The sequence below is a fragment of the Diplocloster agilis genome, assembly GCF_019042275.1.
In the GTDB taxonomy this organism is placed as follows: domain Bacteria; phylum Bacillota; class Clostridia; order Lachnospirales; family Lachnospiraceae; genus Diplocloster; species Diplocloster agilis.
Genome location: NZ_JAHQCW010000014.1, coordinates 93,997 through 111,624, shown reverse-complemented (window position 1 = coordinate 111,624; position 17,628 = coordinate 93,997). Strand labels below are relative to the sequence as shown.

Genomic DNA, 17,628 nt, shown 5'->3' with positions numbered 1-17,628 from the left:
ACCAGGAACACGTGATGTGTTCCCGGTTCAGAGGCTCTTGCCCGTCGGACGTGAAGTCCGCCGTGCATCCTGAACCCGGCTTTCCGATTTCACTAAGCGGGAGCTCAGCCGCCCTATGCGTTCCTGGGGAGACACAAAAGAAACCGGCTGCCCGGAGCATTCCGGGACACCGACACACACACTGACCCTGAGCAGCGGGCATACCCAAACCCGAGGAAGAACCTTGCTGAGATGGTAAGCTCTCTTCGGATTTAGCCTGTTTTTCTTCATCTCCTTTCTTTAGCACTTCTCTATTCTTTTTAATCTGTTTTCTGAACTTTTCTCTACAGAAAATATGATATACAGATATTTTATCCATATGACGAAAATCCTGAATAGCAAAAAAGACCGATCCATATCGGGCAGAAATTAAGATATCATACTTTTTCTAAATTTTACCGCATTGTTGCGCCTAGCGGCAGATGATATATTTAAATCACACAAAACAACGTTGGGTGTGTAAAAAAACTTGTGGTATCAGGAGGGAAAAATGAAAAGTAAAAGTCTAAAAAGATGGTTATCCGTATGTTTGGCTGCAACGGCCATTATGGTGATGACGGCCGGGTGTCAGGGCAAAGAAGAGGCGCCGGCAGACGGCGGTGCCAGCGCAGCGCAGTCTGAGAGCCCGCAGGCTTCAGACGCAGCGGATGCGGCGGATAAGACGGATACGGCGTCCGGCGGCAAGGACGGGAAGGCAATCATTGGAAAAGTATCCTACAATATGAACGAGGCATATCATCAGGCGGAATGCGCATGGTTTGAAAAATATGCCGAGGAAGCCGGTTATGATACGATCATCATCGACGGGAAAGTGGATTCATCGATCATGCTGAATTCCGTACAGGATCTGATCTCTAAAAACACGAAGGCGATCATCTGCCAGCCGGCCGATGTGGCGAACGCGGAGGCGCTGGTTCAGGAAGCACAGAACGCCGACGTACCGCTGGCCACCTTCGTCAATAAGGCGGAGACTACGGCAAATCCCCACATCCGTCTGTATGAAGCGCCGGCTACCAAGGAATTGGGAGCGGCGGCCGCGAAGAAATGGATGGAATGGTATCCGGATAAAAAGATCGTGATGGCGATTATTGATATCCCTTCCTCCCAGCAGGTGCATGAAGAGCGGGCTCTGGCTTTTGTGGAGGGTGTACAGAGTGTGGCCGCGGACGCGGAAGTGGCTGTTATGCTGGACGGAGAATCCTCAAGAGATAAGTCGATGGCCTGCGGGGAAGATATCCTACAGTCCCATCCCGAGGTAAATATGGTCTACGGGATCAATGCGAATTCCGTGCTGGGAGCTTTGGCTGCGTTTGAGGCGGCGGGAAGAGGACAGGCAGAGGACGGTATTCCAAAGACCGAGCTATTCGTGGGAACAGACGGAAGCGAGCAGGAAGCCATTAAAATCTATGATCCGAATTCTTCGCTGAAGCTTACCATGGCATTGTCTCCGAAGAATAACGCGAAAACCCAGATCGATACTGCGATTCAGCTGATGAACGGCGAGATTGATGCAAAATCGGATTATGAAGTGGAAGTGACGGACGTTGTCCTGGATTACTGGAACACTCCGATCGATGAATTCCAGAAATTCCTGGTAGATGAATACTTCTCTGAAATGGATCTGAAACAGGAGCTGGGACTGGAATAACAGGAAGAGGCAGGGAATGCCATATACGGGCATACATACGGCATTCCCTGCCTTTCTATTTCGGAAGAAAGGTGGAGCTTTGAAATGGAACAGCCGATATTGTCGATCCGGAACATTTCCAAAGAATATCCGGGAGTAAAAGCGCTGGATGATGTCAGCTTTGATATCCCGGCTAATGTGGTGCATTGCATTGTGGGAGAAAACGGAGCCGGGAAATCGACGCTCATCAAGATTCTGACCGGGGCCATCGAGAAGACCAGGGGCTCCATGCTCCTCAATGGTCAGGAGTATTATCCAAAGAGCATCAAAGAGGCGATGCGGGCAGGCATCAGCGTTCTGTATCAGGAACTGAATGTGGTGGATGAACTGACGGTAGAAGAAAATCTGACGCTGGGAGCGGAAGACACCCGCTTCGGTGTGATCAGGCATTCCGGCAAGACCCAGCGGGTCTATGAGGTATTACACGAGATTGACCCCAGCATCCAGCTGAAGGAAAAAGTGGAAAAACTCAGTATGGCGAAAAAACAGATTGTGGAGATCGCCAAAGCCGTGGCTGCCAATGCCAGCATTCTGATTATGGATGAGCCGACGGCCGCATTATCAGAAGAAGAGGTGCGGAAATTATTTACCATTATACATAAATTAAGAGAACAGGAAGTGACCGTAATCTATATCTCCCACAGGCTGGATGAGATCATGGAAATCGGCGATTACGTCACGGTGCTGCGGGACGGAAGAACGATTGCCACCAAACAGGCGTCCGGGATTCAGGGACAGGAAGAGCTGATCCAGCTCATGCTGGGCAAAATCGTAATCCAGACTTATGTGCCAAGCGTCATAGACACGGACCAAAAAGTGCTGGAGGTAGAGCATCTGACCAATGATAAGCTGCATGATATAAGCTTTGAAGCGCTCAAGGGGGAGATCGTGGGATTCTACGGCCTGGTGGGAGCCGGTAAGACGGAAGTGGCCAGAGCGCTGTTTGGAGCCGATCCCTGCGAGGGTACCATACGGATCGACGGAAAGGAAGTGCATGTCCGGGATCCCAGGGATGCGATCCGCCAGGGAATCACGATGGTTCCCGAAGAGCGGAGAACCCAGGGACTCTTTTTGGAGCTTTCCATAAAAGATAATATCCCGGTTATGAATTACAAAAAGATATCCAGATGGAATGTTTACAATAAGAGAAAACAAAGGGAAATGGCGGTTCAATATATAAAAGATCTGCGGATCGCTACCAACAGCGAAGAAAAAAACGTATCTTTGCTAAGCGGCGGAAACCAGCAGAAGGTGGTGCTGGCCAAATGCCTGAACGCGGATGCGAAGGTCCTGCTGCTGGATGAACCCTCCCGGGGCGTGGATGTGGGAGCAAAGGACGAGATATTCCATATTATTCGGGAACTGGCGGCAAAAGGGAGCGCCTGCATCGTATTTTCCTCGGAACTGCCCGAGATACTGGCTCTCTGCGATAAAATCATCCTTTTGTATGAGGGAAAGATCCGCGCCGTAATCCAAAACAATGCGGAAAAACAGCCGGATTCCGAAAAAATAATGCAGATCTCAACAGGAGGGCTAGATAAATATGAGTAAAAGTATAAGTAAATCCACGCTGACCCAATTGATCACCCTGTCCATACTGATCGTACTGGTCGTGGTGTTATCCATATTGGCGCCGGAGTTTTTGACCTATAACAATATGATGAATGTGCTGCGTCAGGTTACCTTCGTCATCATTACCGGTTCGGCGGCCACCATGCTGATGATTACGGGGCATATGGACCTTTCCGTCGGAAGCCTGCTGGCGCTCTCAGGCGTGGTGTTCGCAGTGTGTGCTATGAATGACATTCCTTTGTTCCTGGCCGGGCTTCTGGGTGTCGGGGTGGGCTTCGCCTTCGGCGTCCTAAACGGCATTCTGGTGACCAAACTGAAGGTGACTCATGTAATCGCCACCCTGGGCAGCATGTATGTGGCAAGAGGATTAAGCTATATCGTTACCGATGGAAAGTCCATCAATGCCGGACTGCCCAGAGGCTTTGACTCCATCGGCCGGAAAATGATCGGCACTATTCCGATCGCCGTCATCATCGCGGTGCTGGTGCTCCTGATCTTTTTCTTCCTGGAGAGCAAGACGGTATTCGGTAAATACGCATTTGCGATTGGCGGAAATAAAAATGCCGCCACCTTATCCGGAATTAAGAGCAACCGGCTGGTTCTCTCCATCTATACCCTGGTCGGTACCATGGCGGGTCTCTCCGGTGTGATCATGGCCTCCAGACTTGGGGCCGGCGACCCGAACGTGGGGAACGGCTTTGAATTTGACTGTATCGTGGCTATCGTGCTGGGAGGAACCAGCGTAGCCGGCGGCTCCGGATCGGTGATCGGTATGGCTATCGGCGCCCTGATTGTAGGCTTTTTATCAAACGGGCTGAACCTGCTGGGGGTAGGGACTTTCTATCAGACCGTATTCAAGGGAGTGATCCTGGTGGGAGCCGTATTATTGGACAGTCTGATCAAGAAAAAATTAAAATAACCCGAACGGGTAAGGAGATGTTTATATGGGGCTGTATATCAGGAAACCAAATGCGGTGATCGGAATTTTCTGTATAGGACTGAACACCTATTGGGCACAGTTTGAGGGATTGAAGGAAGCGGTACTGGATCACTACGGAAAAATTAAGGAGCTGTTATCGGAGGACATACGCGTTATCGACGGCGGTCTGGTGGATGACTATGCCGCGGCGGATAAAGCCAACCGGGCATTTGAGGAGGCGGGAGCGGATCTGATTTTCTGCTATTGCGCCACCTACTCCCCCTCATCCAATGTACTGCCGGTCATCCGCGGTCTGTCTGCTCCCGTTGTTGTATTAAATCTTCAGCCGGAAAGCTCTGTGGACTGTAGACAGACCGACACCATCGGCGCCTGGCTTGGGACCCTCTCCTGTGCGGGTGCCCCGGAAGTCACCGCGGTACTGAAAAAGAAAAATGCATCGTACGGGGTCGTCACGGGTGCGATCGCGGAGGATCCTCAGGTGGTGAGTGAGCTTCACTCCTGGTGTAAGGCTGCTTCCGTGGCGGCAAGGTTTAAAAGAGGCCGGATCGGTATGATCGGTCATCCGTTTAACGGGATGATGGACCTGTATGTAGATGAGACAAAAATATACAATCAGTTTGGGATTTATACCGAATTCCTGGAACTGCATCAGATCAAAAATGCCATGAGTGAAGTGTCCGATGAACTGTTGGAGGAGTGCCGCCAATTTATCAGGGATCATTTCGCGCTCTCTGTGTCCCAGAGTGCCAGGGAATTCGAAGAACTCTGCAAGGTGACCGCCGCCATGATTCAGCTAATCAGGGAACAGGATCTGGACGCGGTAGCATTTCACTATGCGGGTGAGACGAAAGGGGAATATAAGGATATCATCGGACCGATGAATATTGTATTTTCCGCCCTTATCGCCCTGGGTATTCCGTGCTGCGTGGAGGGGGATATTAAGACCACCATCGCGATGCTGATTACCAAAGTGCTGAGCGGCTGCTGCGCCACCGCCGAGCTGTATTCCATGGATCTTGAGAACGATACCTGCCTGATCGGCCACAGCGGTTCCAGCGATTTTGCACTGTCGGATGAAAAGCCGGTCTTAAAAGAGTCCGAAGTATTCCACGGAAAATCAGGAAAAGGTTATCTGACCCAGTTCATGGTAAAAAAAGGCCCGGTGACCCTGCTGGCGCTGAGTGAGGATGGGGAAGGCAGCTACCGGCTGATCGCGGCAAAAGGCGAGAGTGTAGCGGGAGATATCCTGATGCTGGGGGATACGAATACCCGGGTGCGCTTCCCGATTCCCGTGAGGGAGTTTATGAACCGCTGGTGTATGGCGGGCCCCTCGCACCATAGTTCGATGGCTGTGGGCAGCTGGATGGATATGATTCGGAAAACGGCGGTAGTTCTGGGGCTTGAACTGGAAATAATCTGTTAATGAGAATTTATGCGCATTTCATGCGCACTGGAGGAACGGCTGGACAAAAATGTTCATTCATATCTAATTTTATGCGCATTTCATGCGCAACTGGAGGTAAACATGGAAAAATTAAAACAAACGAAACCGGCCAGGATCGGTATTTATACAATGGGATTAAAACCTTACTGGGATCAGTTTCCCGGATTGCGTGAACGAGTGATTGAATATGCGGAATTTATCGCCGGAAAAATCCGGCAAATAGGCGGCGCACAGGTCTTCTTATACGGATTGGTGGACTGCCCCGAACGGGGAGAGGAGGCGGGCGAATATTTTAACGCCCACAATGTGGATCTGATCTTCGCTCATGCCGGTACCTACGTAAACAGCGCCTCGATTCTGCCGGTGCATCAGGTCTGCAAAGCCCCGGTTGTCATCCTGAATCTGCAGCCCACAGCCAAAATTAACTATGCCAGGACAACTACCGGCGAGTGGCTGGCACACTGCGGAGCCTGCCCGGTACCTGAGATGACTAACGCTTTCAACCGTTCCGGCATCGATTGCCACATCATCAACGGCCTGTTGGGCCTTGATTATACACCGGAGATCTCTATGACGGATGAAAACACAGCCTCCCGCCCGGAAGCGGTCCGGGCCTGGAAACAGATCGAAGAGTGGGTTTTGGCGGCCAGCGTGAAAAGCGGGCTGTCCAACGCCAGATTCGGTTTCCTTGGCAATACCTTCAACGGGATGCTGGATATGTACAGCGACTTCACGATGTTCCAGGGACAGACAGGAGCACATCTGGAAGTGCTGGAGATGTGTGATCTGAACCGTATGCTGGAAACCGTGACAGAGGAGGAAGTGGAGGCAAAGAAAGAGGAAATTACCGAATTTTTCATCATCAGCGAAGATTCCCCCTCCGATCCGCTGGCCAAAAAACCCACGCCGGAACAGCTGGAATGGTCTGCAAAAGTGGCAGTTGCCCAGGAAAAGCTGGTAAAAGAATACGATCTGGACGCTTTGACCTATTACTACCACGGGGCTCCCGGCGGATATTATGAAAAAATACAGGGCGGCTTCATCGTAGGTCATTCCCTGCTTACCGCAAAAGGAATTCCCTGCGCCGGGGAAGGGGACTTAAAGACCTGCCTCGCTATGAAAATCTGCGATATCGTAAACAAAGGCGGCAGTTACTGCGAGATCGTCGTCACCGACTACGAGGACGGCACGATCCTTCTGGGCCATGACGGACCGTTCCATCTGGCGATCGCAAACGGCAAGCCCATCCTAAGAGGCATGGGGCTGTATCACGGAAAACAGGGGACCGGGGTATCCGTAGAGGCGAAAGTAAAAGCCGGGGATATCACCAACCTGGGCTGCACCCAGAATATAGACGGAAAACTCAAGTTTATCATCACGGAAGCAGAAGCGACCAACGGCACCATTATGACCATTGGCAATACACAGACACCTGTGAAATTCCGCAAAGATCCGAATGCCTACATGGACGAATGGTTTGCGCAGGCGCCGACCCATCACTTCGCCATGAGCGTGGGGCATAACGCTTCCCTCTTTGAGAAGATCGCGGTGATGCTTCAAATACCTTCGGTGGTTCTGGACCGGTAGACGCATTATAGTATTATATAGAATGAATAAACACCCCGAAATCGGATATTGGCGGAATGGCTGCCAAACGCCAATGCCTGATTTCGGGGTGCTGTAACGTTATAGAATTAGAATACGATACCGTGATTTAATCCTGCTTTAGAGAAAAATACAAGACCGTCTGCCTGCCGGCAAATTGGATACTGATCGAGCGGCCGTCTTTTTCATACAGGCCGCCGACAGTGGTATCCTCATAAAAATCCTGGATGGTCCGCCAGCCGTCAGCCGCCAGCACCTGCAGGTAGGCTTCTGTCTGTTCCCGGCTGACATCCTGATAGCAGACCGCACAGTACCCTTTCTCATCATCCGTTGTCATCCACAGCAGGTTGTCAAAATCAGGCCGCGGGATGCCTTCGGTATAGCTGTTCTCAAGCCAGGGGTCCGCGGTAAGATTACGCCAAAATTCCAGCAGCTCGGAATAAAGCTCCTGAGACAGAATGGAATAATAACCGTCCGTACCGGACTGAAGGACCGCTCTGCCGTCCTCCAGCAGATAGGCATAATAGTCATGAACTTCATTTGCATTCGGAAATATCTGGCTTATCTGATAGCATTCGTCTAGCGTGGAAATATCACTACCCTCCCAGGCAGCGGATTTTACCAGAACATTCATGAGTATGTCGTCCGCCAGCCCGTTGTCTTCCATTGGAAATTCAGATGTCATCTTTCCGTTTTCCAGCTTTGCGATACGGTACTTCGGCGTTTCTTCCGCTGAAAAGAGGATGAGCTCCTGAAGCGTCTCCGGGCTTTTCGCGTAGTCCCGCAGGTCACCGCCGACCAGTTCTTCCGCCTGCCGCCGGGTATAATGACAGAGAGGTTCGTCGGCAGGGGAGGTATCAAGCGCCGCATAAAAGTCTTCCAGATTATCGACCAGGGCAAAAAGCAGCAGCGCATCCTGCTGGAACTGCCCGGGGGTTACGGAGGTATAATCCGACACCTCTTTCAGTATCCATGTAATTCCACGCTCATTTCCGCCGGTGTGCAGTTCGAAGTGGTCATGCTGCAGGCCATCCGGGAGGGGGAGAAGGCCCAGCAGCTTACCTACGGCGGCATTGTCGCCCACATAGGGGGTCCGGGCATCCCATAGTTCCTGCATATCAGGCACTTGCACATCAGGCACCTGTTCATCAGGCGCCTGTTCATCCGACACCTGCGCATCAGCCTGTTTGGAGTCACTTTTGTTTGCTGCGCTTCCGAAGGTCAGTGCTACCGCAGCGGCAGCCGCGATCACTACGGCGGCCAGGGTGATCAGCAGAGTTTTTGGCTGCCTGGCGATGCGCCGGATCCGTTCGGTCATTTCTTTCTTTCCTCCGGTCATTGTGGTGGCGCAGCAGAAAAGCTCTGATGGTTTTGAAGGTGCAGAGGACATTTCGATGATCATTCTGCCATACTCCGCCCGGTTTTCATGACCCAGCTTCCTAAGAGTTCCCTCGTCACAGGCCAGCTCGCTGTCTCTGCGTGATAACACGGCGGCAGCCCATACCAGCGGATGGAACCAGTAGATACTCAGACAGATAATACGGATAAGAGCCCACAGATAATCCCTGTGCCGGTAATGGGTCAGCTCATGAGCCAGCACAAATGAAGTCCGCTTTTGACCGGTTAGGCTGTCCGGTGTCAGGTAGACGGCAGGTCTTATGATTCCATACAGGCAGGGTGAGGACAGATGATCTGCCAGATAAACCGGCAAAGGAGAACCGGGGATATCAAGCCTTTTCCTGTTCTTTTTAAGATTCCGATTCAGGCGAATGTTGGATATTGCAAAAAATGAACCGGTCAAAAAAAGGCCGCAAAGCCAAATATATCGCGCGATTTTTGCCACCGGCTCTGCTCCGGCGGCAGGACCTGATGCGGCTATGCTGTTATGGACAGTGGGGAGAGTAATTCCGGTCAAATCCCCTTCCGGCAGGGTGGAGCCTGCCGCCTGCGGTATAGCTGCCTGTTCAGACATCTGCGTAACCGGTATGACATTCATCACGCTGACAGGATTTTCAAACAGGGGAAACGGCAGCAGCAGGCGGATCGCCACCAGCAGCCACAGGGCATATTGCAGCTGTGAGGATATCCGTCCCCGAAGCAGATACCGAAGCGCCAGGATAATCAGTACCAGCAAGGATGAGGTGATGATGGTTTCCGTCATGAATCCACCTCCGCCTGCTCTAAAATAGCATACAGCTCATCGATATCCTCTTTGGTGAGCTGGTTTTTGCGTACCAGGGTGCTCATCATCAGGCTGGCGGAACCTTCGAAGGCGCGGTCCAGCAAAGAGCGTGTTTCTGCTACCGCCACATCATCCCGCGCAACATTTGGGTAGTATTGCTTTGCCCGCCCGACCACTTCATAGCGCAGGATGCCTTTCTCTGTCATGCGCTCCAGCATGGTCTGCACGGTGCTGCGGCTCCATCCGGGATTTTCTTTTAATTCGTGGCAGAGCTGTACATAGGTGCGGGGTGCGCTTTCCCAAAGCTTTTCCATAATGTGCCATTCGCTTTTTCCAAGGGTATTGGTTTCGTTAGCCATTCGTTACCTCCATTGCACGACAGAAGTCGTTCTTTTCTGTACCGTATCATATTGCATGACAAATGTCAAGCAAATAGAGTGATATCAAAATGTGTATGTGGAAATCCGCAGGTACAGACTTTGGGAAAAATAATAGAGATTGTTTGATTAGTAGTAATGATAACAGAAGTATTTGACTTTTATGCTTATAAATAGTAAAATATAAAGCGTAAAAGTCAAAAGGGTGATAGCGATGAATATATCAGATCAAATCATACAACTTGCAAAGGAAAACAACGGAGTGATAACTTCTGCGGTTATTTCGGAAAAAGGAATATTGCGAGGAAATTTAAAAAATCTTGTAGATTCTGGAAGGTTAGAAAGAACAGTTAGAGGTGTATATATCCTTCCTGAAATATGGGAAGATGAATTTGTGAATTTACAGGCTCGCTTTAAAAAAGGTATTTTTTCGAATGAGACGGCACTGTTTTTATGGGATTTAACAGATAGAACTCCTAATAGATATGATATGACATTTCCTGGATCATATAACCTTACGAATGCAAAGAAAGAGGGAATTGTCTGCTTGACAGTAAAGAAAGGATGGTATAACGAAGGCGCAGTTCAAGTAAAATCTCCTGGCGGAAATATCATCACTGTATACAGCATGGAAAGGACACTATGCGATATATTGCGTAAGAGAAATGGAGTAGACACCGGTGTTATTACAGAGGCGTTTAAGTGTTATATGTCTAGAGTGGATAAGAACATCCCTCTATTATCAGAGTATGCTAAGAAGTTTCGGGTAGAAGAAAGAGTAAGAAGGTATCTGGAGGTGCTGATATGAAAAACGCAATGCAGCTTAAAGCTGTAATAAAAAATATAGCAAAAGATAAACACATTTCAGCACAGCTCGTGATGCAGAATTTTATGTTGGAACGTTTGCTGGAAAGAATTTCCGTTTCTAAGTACCAGCAGAGCTTTATCCTAAAAGGTGGATTTCTAATTGCGGCAATGGTGGGTTTGGATACACGTGCAACAATGGATATGGATGCCACCATTAAGGGGTGGGCTGTCGGTGAGGAAAGCGTAAAAAAGATGTTCCTTGACATCTGTGAAATTGAATTACAGGATGATGTGAACTTTGAATTTAAGAAGATAGGCGTAATCCGAGAAGGGGATGAATACAGTGGATATCGAGTATCACTTTCAGCTAATTATCTGCCAATGGCTGTTCCATTGAAGGTAGATATTACTGCCGGCGATAAGATTACGCCTAGAGAAATCGAGTATCGATTCAAACTGTTATTGGAAGATAGAGAAATATCCGTGCTTGCTTATAACCTGGAAACAGTTATGGCGGAAAAGTTGGAGACAGTTGTCTCGAGAGGCGATCAAAATACCAGACCAAGGGATTATTATGATGTATATATCTTGGCTAAACTGCAGTATAAAAATATTGAGATTGAATCCTTGAAAGCAGCACTTAAAGCAACTTCTAAGAAACGGGGATCAACAGAAGTTTTGAAGGATTATAAGCATATCATAGATGTTGTTAGAAACAGTGATGTAATGCTAAGACAGTGGCAGAACTATCAGAAAGATTTTGAGTATGCTAGTGATATCGGTTTTGGCGAGGTTTGTGATGCTGTGATACAGATGATGGATTCGTGTGCTGGAGGTTAATTGACGATAGGAAAATCTGGCATATTACATTATATCTTTGGCATGGAGGAAGTTCACTTGTCCAAAGTGTAGTAAAGCCATGGGATTGCAGATTCTTTGGTATTCAATAAAATTACAATTTAAGTATTATTAAAATTAAGGATTAACAATCGGGAATTGCGGAGGCATATTTTGAAAAAAGTAATTTTATATATTCACGGAAAAGGCGGGAGTTATCTGGAAGCGGAACGATACAAGAAAAATTGTTTGGGCTTTGATATTATTGGAATAGATTATAAAGACGATTTCCCGTGGATTGTACAAGATCAAATAAAAGCAGCGTACGACAAAGTTCGCAGAGAATACGACTCCATCTATATAATCGCAAATAGCATCGGGGCTTATTTTACAATGCACACATTACAAAATTGTGAGATTGAAAAAGCATTATTTATATCGCCCATATTAGATATGGAAAGACTTATTCTGGATATGATGAGATGGGCAAATGTGTCGGAAAAAGACCTATGTAAAAAGGGAGAAATCCACACTGATTTTGGTGAAACGCTATCGTGGGAATATTTGTGTTTTGTTAGAGATAATCCGATAAAATGGAATGTTCCAACGGAAATTCTCTATGCCGAAAAGGATAATCTTACATCTCGTCAAACAGTGGATCTGTTTATTGAGCACCATAATGCAAATCTTACCATAATGGAAAATGGCGAGCATTGGTTCCATACCGACGAACAACTCTCATTTTTGGATAAATGGATGATAAATGTAATTTGATAACTTCAAGTAGCGGGGCTGTGAAAAACAGTCTGAATACGAAGCATTCATATTTGCGAGAGGCGTGCAGAATGAATATAAAAGAAAAAGTGCATGAGCTATATTGGAATAAGGATATCAATTGTGCAAGAACCATTTTAATTTGTTTGGGGAAACTCTTTCATATTGAATATAATGCGCAAACACTCCATTCAGCTATTGGTTTACATGGGGCAGGCGGATTCAGAGCACAATGCGGGTTGGTTGAAGGCGGCTTAATGTTTATAGGGATTTATTATAGTCAGCTTGGAAAAAATGAGGAAACCATTGTGTCTGTTTGCTACAATTTTGCCGAAGCGTTTACGCAGCGGTTTGGTTCGTTAAGCTGTTCTCAGTTACGCCCTAATGGTTTTACAGATAACGATCCGCCGCATATGTGCGAAAGTCTTACGTGTGAAGCGGTATCTTTCGCATACGAGTTTATAAAAAAGCAGGAAGCTTCCGAAATCTTGTAAAAAGAGTTTGTTAAAAATCCCAGATGGTAAAGCTTAAAGTTTGAGTTTGTGGAGGAACTATGAAAAAGGAAATTTTATTTCAGTTAGATATTGTGTGGCAGTTGTTTGAATATCACTGTCATGACTTAAGTGAAAAAGAAGCAATGTGGTGTAAAACTTTTCAAGGTCTGCAAATACGAAAATCAGATGATAAGTGGGAAGCAGACTGGCCTGATACGGAAAACTACGCAATAGGTCCTGCGAGCATAGCATGGATTATGTGGCATATCATATATTGGTGGAAAAATGTCTTAAGGGCGTCAAAAAATAAAAAAACAATGGCGAAAGAAGATGTTATTTGGCCTGGAAGTGTGGAATTAGCAATTGATGAGATTAGAAAATGCCACAAAGAGTGGATTGAGTTTGTTGAAGCGCTAAGTGATGAAGAATTAAATTCAGAAAAAATGTGTAAATGGCCATTCGAAGGGCAAACGATGTATTCTCTTATTTTATGGCTTAATGTAGAATTTATGAAAAATGTTGCGGAAATTGGAAGTGTCAGATTTCTATATGCCACAATTGAGCAATAAAAAACAGGCACGAAGTGCTCATAGCAATAAAAAAATAGCCGCAGGATAAAAAATATGTATAGACATTTTGGATCAATATTGTATAATAGAGTTTGGTTATAAGTTGCGGCTTGTAGCCGGCGGGTTCAGTGTTAAAATGGTTACTATTAAACAATATATTACAGAAAAGAGAGGTTGAGTGTTATGGCAAACATTGATTTGAGCCAGTATGGCATTACAGGAACAAAAGAAATTGTGTACAATCCTTCTTATGACACATTGTTCGAAGAAGAGACAAGGCCGGATCTGGAAGGCTATGAAAAAGGACAGGTTAGTGAACTCGGCGCGGTGAATGTTATGACTGGTATCTATACAGGCCGTTCTCCCAAAGATAAGTTCATTGTCATGGATGAGAATTCAAAGGATACGGTTTGGTGGACATCCGATGAATATAAGAACGATAATCATCCGGCCAGCCAGGAAGCATGGGACACCGTAAAGAAAATTGCTCTGGATGAGCTTTCCAACAAGAGACTTTTCGTTGTGGATGCGTTCTGCGGAGCCAATAAAGATACCCGTATGGCGATCCGTTTCATCGTTGAAGTAGCATGGCAGGCACATTTTGTAAAGAATATGTTCATCCAGCCTACAGATGAGGAACTTGAGAATTTCAAACCGGATTTCGTTGTATACAATGCTTCTAAAGCAAAAGTGGAAAATTACAAAGAATTAGGCCTGAATTCAGAGACAGCGGCTATGTTCAATATTACCAGCCGCGAGCAGGTTATTGTGAATACATGGTACGGCGGAGAGATGAAGAAGGGTATGTTCTCTATGATGAACTACTATCTGCCGTTAAAGAATATTGCTTCCATGCATTGTTCCGCAAATACAGATATGAATGGTGAAAACACCGCTATTTTCTTCGGCCTTTCCGGAACCGGCAAGACTACGCTGTCAACCGATCCGAAGCGTCTGCTGATCGGAGACGACGAGCATGGCTGGGATGACAATGGCGTATTCAACTTCGAAGGCGGATGTTATGCCAAAGTAATCAACCTGGATAAAGAATCTGAGCCGGATATCTACAATGCGATCAAACGCAACGCTCTTCTGGAGAATGTTACGCTGGACGCTGACGGCAAGATCGATTTCGACGACAAGAGTGTAACGGAAAATACCCGTGTATCTTACCCTCTGGATCACATTGAGAAAATCGTTCGTCCGGTTTCCTCCGCTCCCGCGGCTAAGGATGTTATCTTCCTGTCGGCAGATGCGTTTGGAGTTCTTCCTCCCGTATCGATCCTGACTCCGGAACAGACACAGTATTATTTCCTGTCCGGATTTACAGCAAAACTTGCCGGAACAGAGCGTGGTATCACAGAGCCTACCCCTACCTTCTCTGCTTGTTTCGGCCAGGCATTCCTGGAGCTGCATCCTACCAAATATGCAGAGGAACTTGTTAAGAAAATGCAGGAGAGCGGCGCGAAGGCATATCTTGTGAATACAGGATGGAATGGTACCGGAAAACGTATCTCTATCCGTGACACCCGTGGAATCATCGATGCAATCCTCGATGGATCTATCGCAAAAGCGCCGACCAAGCAGATGCCGTATTTCAACTTTGAAGTTCCCACCGAGCTTCCGGGCGTAGATCCTAAGATTCTGGATCCCCGCGACACATATGCGGATTCTTCCGAATGGGAGGCTAAGGCCAAAGATCTGGCACAGCGTTTTGTGAAGAACTTTGCGAAATATGAAGGAAATGAAGCAGGTAAAGCTTTGGTTTCTGCAGGACCTCAGTTATAAAAATTAATAGGTTATCTTTAGGGGCTGTGAAAAACAGCCCCTTTTTTGTACCCGCTTTAAACGTTCCGGTCCGCATATGGTAAAAAAAGTGCACACCGGGAAGTCAGGTCTGTTAGTTTTAAAAGGATAAGCGTTGTGGTAAATTAAGAGCATCAGAAAAATGATGATTCAGAAAGATAATAAGGAGGCAGTTATATGAGAAAATCAACAACGAAAGTCCTGTCCGCAATCTTAGTAGCGGGAATGACCATGTCTATGCTGGCAGGATGCGGAGACAAAGCGGCAGAAAGCACAGCAGGAGAAGCCGGCGGCGGTACTGCAGACGCAAGCGCGACTCCGGCGGCGGACAGTGCCGCTGATCAGGAAGCAGGTGATTCCGACTCGAAAGAGAAAAAAGAGATCACGCTGATGGCTTCCCAGAACTGGATTAAGGATGTGGACAACGAACTGTTCGATGCGTTTGAAAAAGAGACCGGAATCAAAGTAAAGGTATCCCTGACACCGGACAATGAATACAAAACCCTTCTTGGAACCACGCTTTCCGGTGGAAGTGACGCGGTTGACATGTTCATGTATCCTGCAGGCTCGGAGATGGAATCCGGCGGCATACCGGATGTGGCGGTTGATTTGAGCGGCGAACAGTGGGTGGCCGACCTGGAAAAATGGGCGGTGGATGCCAACAGCTATGATGGCAAAGTCATCGGATTTAGTACCTGGGGAATTGACTATGAAGGCGTTCTCTACAATAAGACCTATTTTGAAGAGAATAACCTGGAAGTTCCGGCTACATGGGATGAATTTATAGCGCTGTGCGATCAGATCAAGGGACTGGGCAAAACGCCGCTGTACGAAGGAATCAACGGGACATGGCATACACAGTCCTGGGTATACGGAATGACTCCGTGTATGGCTGCTGAGAAACCGGACTTTGTGGAATACCTGAATCAGAGCAAAGATAATAAACTTGCGGATATCACCTGCCTGAAAACGGGTCTGGAACAGCTCGCGCAGCTTCTGTCGGCAAAGGATGGCAACAATCCGAAGTATTATACCAACGATGGACAGGCGGAAGACTGGTTCGGCAGCTATACTTCCCTTCAGGAACAGGAAACGGTTATGATGTTTACATATTCTTCCTATGCGGCTGAATTGGCAGCCAATGGAGCAACCGATGAGTTTGGTATGTTCCCGGTACCGCTTCTGGACAACCAGACAGCAGTCAGCAATGGAGGAGGAGTCTCCAAATTTATCAATAAAAACAGTAAAGCAATCGATGAGTGCAAAGAATTGTTAAATTTCCTGGCTAAGAAAGAGAATCTGGAAACCTACTATGCCGCGCGTACGGATTTGGTTACTTCCTCATTTAAGGATGTGGAAAGCGTAAAACCTACCACCGCTACGACCGAAATCATGGAGAGATCCAAAGGGGAACCGGTTGTCATGGGTATGAAGACTATATTGTACTGGGATCCCGATATGTATAAATATTTACAGGGATTTGCGGACGGTAGTGTTACAGCGGATCAGTTTATTGAAAATGCCGATAATTACAGAGCGACGATGTTTGACACGGCTGAGTAAAAATGATTGGAGTGGAACACATTGTTCCACTCCAATTTAATGAAAGGAGTAACAAGTGTATAATAAAAAGATCTATAAACGTTATTTTACTCTTCCCGCCGTCTTTCTTTATACTTTGCTGTTTATGGTTCCTGTTATCCTGAATTTTGTCTATTCATTCACGAACTGGAATGCGATCAAGATGACTCATGAAACTGCGAGATTCATCGGACTGGATAATTACATAAAGATCTTCCAGAACAAGGAACTGGCTTCCGTCATTTTAAGAACCCTGGTTTTCGCGGGAGTTACCACCATTTTTAAAAATGTGATCGGATTCCTGCTGGCTCTGGCGTTCAATGAGGGACTCAAGACAAAGAATATCCTGCGGGCGATATTCTTTCTCCCGGCTATGCTGTCCCCGCTGATCATCGGTCTGATCTTCGGTTCTATTTTTATGAAGGCCGGATTCGCGAATCAGCTGCTTACTTCCCTTGGCCTTCAAAACCTGACCCGCGCCTGGCTGACTTCCAAGGATACGGCGCTTGGTACGGCCATGTTCGTGGAGATCTGGAGACAGGTAGGCTTTAATATGGTCATCTATCTGGCCGGTCTGCAGCTGATCGATAAGAGTTATTATGAGGCGGCTTCGGTGGACGGAGCGAATAAACGCCAACAGCTTTTTTCTATCACGCTGCCGAGAATGATTCCGTCCCTGATCATCAACCTGCTGCTTGCCCTCTCCCAGGGGCTGAAAGCATTTGACATCGTATTCGTGCTGACGGGCGGCGGCCCCAGCGGAGCTACGGAATTGATTAACACCCTTGTATTTAAGGAATTCGGGAAGAAACTATATGGAATGTCCTCGGCGTATGGAGTGATTCTGTTCCTGATCACGGCAGCTGCCGGGCTTCTGGTACTGCGTATCAAAGATAATAATGACGAATAGGAGG

At 47.4% G+C, this 17,628-nt stretch carries 16 protein-coding genes; 13 read left to right on the top strand and 3 right to left on the bottom strand.

What is annotated here, in order from left to right; genetic code table 11:
- Nucleotides 1-358 (bottom strand): hypothetical protein (locus tag KTH89_RS10300; protein ID WP_238721551.1); only part of this gene is annotated, 358 nt, incomplete at its 3' end.
- 171 nt (nucleotides 359-529) lie between these two features.
- Between KTH89_RS10300 and KTH89_RS10295 the strand changes: the two genes are divergently transcribed.
- From KTH89_RS10295 to KTH89_RS10275, 5 genes are all read left to right on the top strand, one after another.
- On the top strand, nucleotides 530-1,687 hold the full coding sequence (locus KTH89_RS10295; RefSeq protein ID WP_238721550.1) for a sugar ABC transporter substrate-binding protein: 1,158 nt from the start codon (nucleotides 530-532) through the stop codon (nucleotides 1,685-1,687).
- A gap of 84 nt (nucleotides 1,688-1,771) precedes the next feature.
- Entirely contained in the window at nucleotides 1,772-3,277 is a 1,506-nt protein-coding gene (locus KTH89_RS10290) for a sugar ABC transporter ATP-binding protein (RefSeq protein ID WP_238721548.1), read from the top strand.
- Nucleotides 3,270-4,217 (top strand): ABC transporter permease, encoded by a 948-nt coding sequence (locus KTH89_RS10285; RefSeq protein WP_158344064.1) that lies wholly within the window; start codon nucleotides 3,270-3,272, stop codon nucleotides 4,215-4,217. The genes KTH89_RS10290 and KTH89_RS10285 overlap by 8 nt, the downstream gene beginning before the upstream one ends.
- A 25-nt stretch (nucleotides 4,218-4,242) precedes the next feature.
- Nucleotides 4,243-5,661: an L-fucose/L-arabinose isomerase family protein gene (locus tag KTH89_RS10280; RefSeq protein ID WP_238721547.1), complete on the top strand. Its 1,419-nt coding sequence runs from the start codon at nucleotides 4,243-4,245 to the stop codon at nucleotides 5,659-5,661.
- 102 nt (nucleotides 5,662-5,763) lie between these two features.
- Nucleotides 5,764-7,269 (top strand): L-fucose/L-arabinose isomerase family protein, encoded by a 1,506-nt coding sequence (locus tag KTH89_RS10275; protein ID WP_238721546.1) that lies wholly within the window; start codon nucleotides 5,764-5,766, stop codon nucleotides 7,267-7,269.
- Between the two features lie 127 nt (nucleotides 7,270-7,396).
- Here KTH89_RS10275 and KTH89_RS10270 read toward each other — a convergent pair whose 3' ends face one another.
- Together KTH89_RS10270 and KTH89_RS10265 are read right to left on the bottom strand one after the other, a co-directional pair.
- Nucleotides 7,397-9,448 carry a M56 family metallopeptidase gene (locus KTH89_RS10270; RefSeq protein ID WP_238721544.1) on the bottom strand — a complete coding sequence of 684 codons (2,052 nt, stop codon included), beginning with the start codon at nucleotides 9,446-9,448 and terminating at the stop codon, nucleotides 7,397-7,399.
- Nucleotides 9,445-9,828 (bottom strand): BlaI/MecI/CopY family transcriptional regulator, encoded by a 384-nt coding sequence (locus KTH89_RS10265; protein WP_158344072.1) that lies wholly within the window; start codon nucleotides 9,826-9,828, stop codon nucleotides 9,445-9,447. The genes KTH89_RS10270 and KTH89_RS10265 overlap by 4 nt, the downstream gene beginning before the upstream one ends.
- Before the next feature lie 232 nt (nucleotides 9,829-10,060).
- Between KTH89_RS10265 and KTH89_RS10260 the strand changes: the two genes are divergently transcribed.
- The 8 genes from KTH89_RS10260 (at nucleotide 10,061) to KTH89_RS10225 (ending at nucleotide 17,624) form a co-directional block, all read left to right on the top strand.
- Nucleotides 10,061-10,654 carry a type IV toxin-antitoxin system AbiEi family antitoxin domain-containing protein gene (locus KTH89_RS10260; protein ID WP_158344074.1) on the top strand — a complete coding sequence of 198 codons (594 nt, stop codon included), beginning with the start codon at nucleotides 10,061-10,063 and terminating at the stop codon, nucleotides 10,652-10,654.
- Nucleotides 10,651-11,493, top strand: coding sequence for a nucleotidyl transferase AbiEii/AbiGii toxin family protein (locus KTH89_RS10255; protein ID WP_238721542.1), 843 nt, complete (start codon nucleotides 10,651-10,653; stop codon nucleotides 11,491-11,493). Before KTH89_RS10260 ends, KTH89_RS10255 begins: the two co-directional genes overlap by 4 nt.
- Before the next feature lie 171 nt (nucleotides 11,494-11,664).
- Nucleotides 11,665-12,264: an alpha/beta hydrolase gene (locus KTH89_RS10250; RefSeq protein ID WP_238721540.1), complete on the top strand. Its 600-nt coding sequence runs from the start codon at nucleotides 11,665-11,667 to the stop codon at nucleotides 12,262-12,264.
- 71 nt (nucleotides 12,265-12,335) lie between these two features.
- A complete protein-coding gene (locus KTH89_RS10245) occupies nucleotides 12,336-12,758 on the top strand; it encodes a C-GCAxxG-C-C family protein (protein ID WP_238721538.1) in 423 nt (140 codons plus the stop codon).
- Between the two features lie 59 nt (nucleotides 12,759-12,817).
- Nucleotides 12,818-13,327: a DinB family protein gene (locus KTH89_RS10240; protein WP_238721537.1), complete on the top strand. Its 510-nt coding sequence runs from the start codon at nucleotides 12,818-12,820 to the stop codon at nucleotides 13,325-13,327.
- Nucleotides 13,328-13,510: 183 nt separating this feature from the next.
- A complete protein-coding gene (gene pckA / locus KTH89_RS10235) occupies nucleotides 13,511-15,115 on the top strand; it encodes a phosphoenolpyruvate carboxykinase (ATP) (RefSeq protein WP_238721536.1) in 1,605 nt (534 codons plus the stop codon).
- A 195-nt stretch (nucleotides 15,116-15,310) separates the two neighbouring features.
- Complete coding sequence (locus KTH89_RS10230) at nucleotides 15,311-16,696, top strand: ABC transporter substrate-binding protein (RefSeq protein ID WP_238721534.1); 1,386 nt, start codon at nucleotides 15,311-15,313, stop codon at nucleotides 16,694-16,696.
- A gap of 55 nt (nucleotides 16,697-16,751) precedes the next feature.
- On the top strand, nucleotides 16,752-17,624 hold the full coding sequence (locus KTH89_RS10225; RefSeq protein WP_238721532.1) for a carbohydrate ABC transporter permease: 873 nt from the start codon (nucleotides 16,752-16,754) through the stop codon (nucleotides 17,622-17,624).
- The last annotated feature ends 4 nt before the right edge of the window (nucleotides 17,625-17,628 follow it).

Coding starts and splice junctions, on each gene's coding strand:
- KTH89_RS10280 (WP_238721547.1), top strand. CDS start 4,243: ATGGGGCTGTATATCAGGAAACCAAATGCGGTGATCGGAATTTTCTGT.
- KTH89_RS10230 (WP_238721534.1), top strand. CDS start 15,311: ATGAGAAAATCAACAACGAAAGTCCTGTCCGCAATCTTAGTAGCGGGA.
- KTH89_RS10265 (WP_158344072.1), bottom strand. CDS start 9,828: ATGGCTAACGAAACCAATACCCTTGGAAAAAGCGAATGGCACATTATG.
- KTH89_RS10245 (WP_238721538.1), top strand. CDS start 12,336: ATGAATATAAAAGAAAAAGTGCATGAGCTATATTGGAATAAGGATATC.
- KTH89_RS10255 (WP_238721542.1), top strand. CDS start 10,651: ATGAAAAACGCAATGCAGCTTAAAGCTGTAATAAAAAATATAGCAAAA.
- pckA (WP_238721536.1), top strand. CDS start 13,511: ATGGCAAACATTGATTTGAGCCAGTATGGCATTACAGGAACAAAAGAA.
- KTH89_RS10240 (WP_238721537.1), top strand. CDS start 12,818: ATGAAAAAGGAAATTTTATTTCAGTTAGATATTGTGTGGCAGTTGTTT.
- KTH89_RS10285 (WP_158344064.1), top strand. CDS start 3,270: ATGAGTAAAAGTATAAGTAAATCCACGCTGACCCAATTGATCACCCTG.
- KTH89_RS10270 (WP_238721544.1), bottom strand. CDS start 9,448: ATGACGGAAACCATCATCACCTCATCCTTGCTGGTACTGATTATCCTG.
- KTH89_RS10275 (WP_238721546.1), top strand. CDS start 5,764: ATGGAAAAATTAAAACAAACGAAACCGGCCAGGATCGGTATTTATACA.
- KTH89_RS10260 (WP_158344074.1), top strand. CDS start 10,061: ATGAATATATCAGATCAAATCATACAACTTGCAAAGGAAAACAACGGA.
- KTH89_RS10295 (WP_238721550.1), top strand. CDS start 530: ATGAAAAGTAAAAGTCTAAAAAGATGGTTATCCGTATGTTTGGCTGCA.
- KTH89_RS10290 (WP_238721548.1), top strand. CDS start 1,772: ATGGAACAGCCGATATTGTCGATCCGGAACATTTCCAAAGAATATCCG.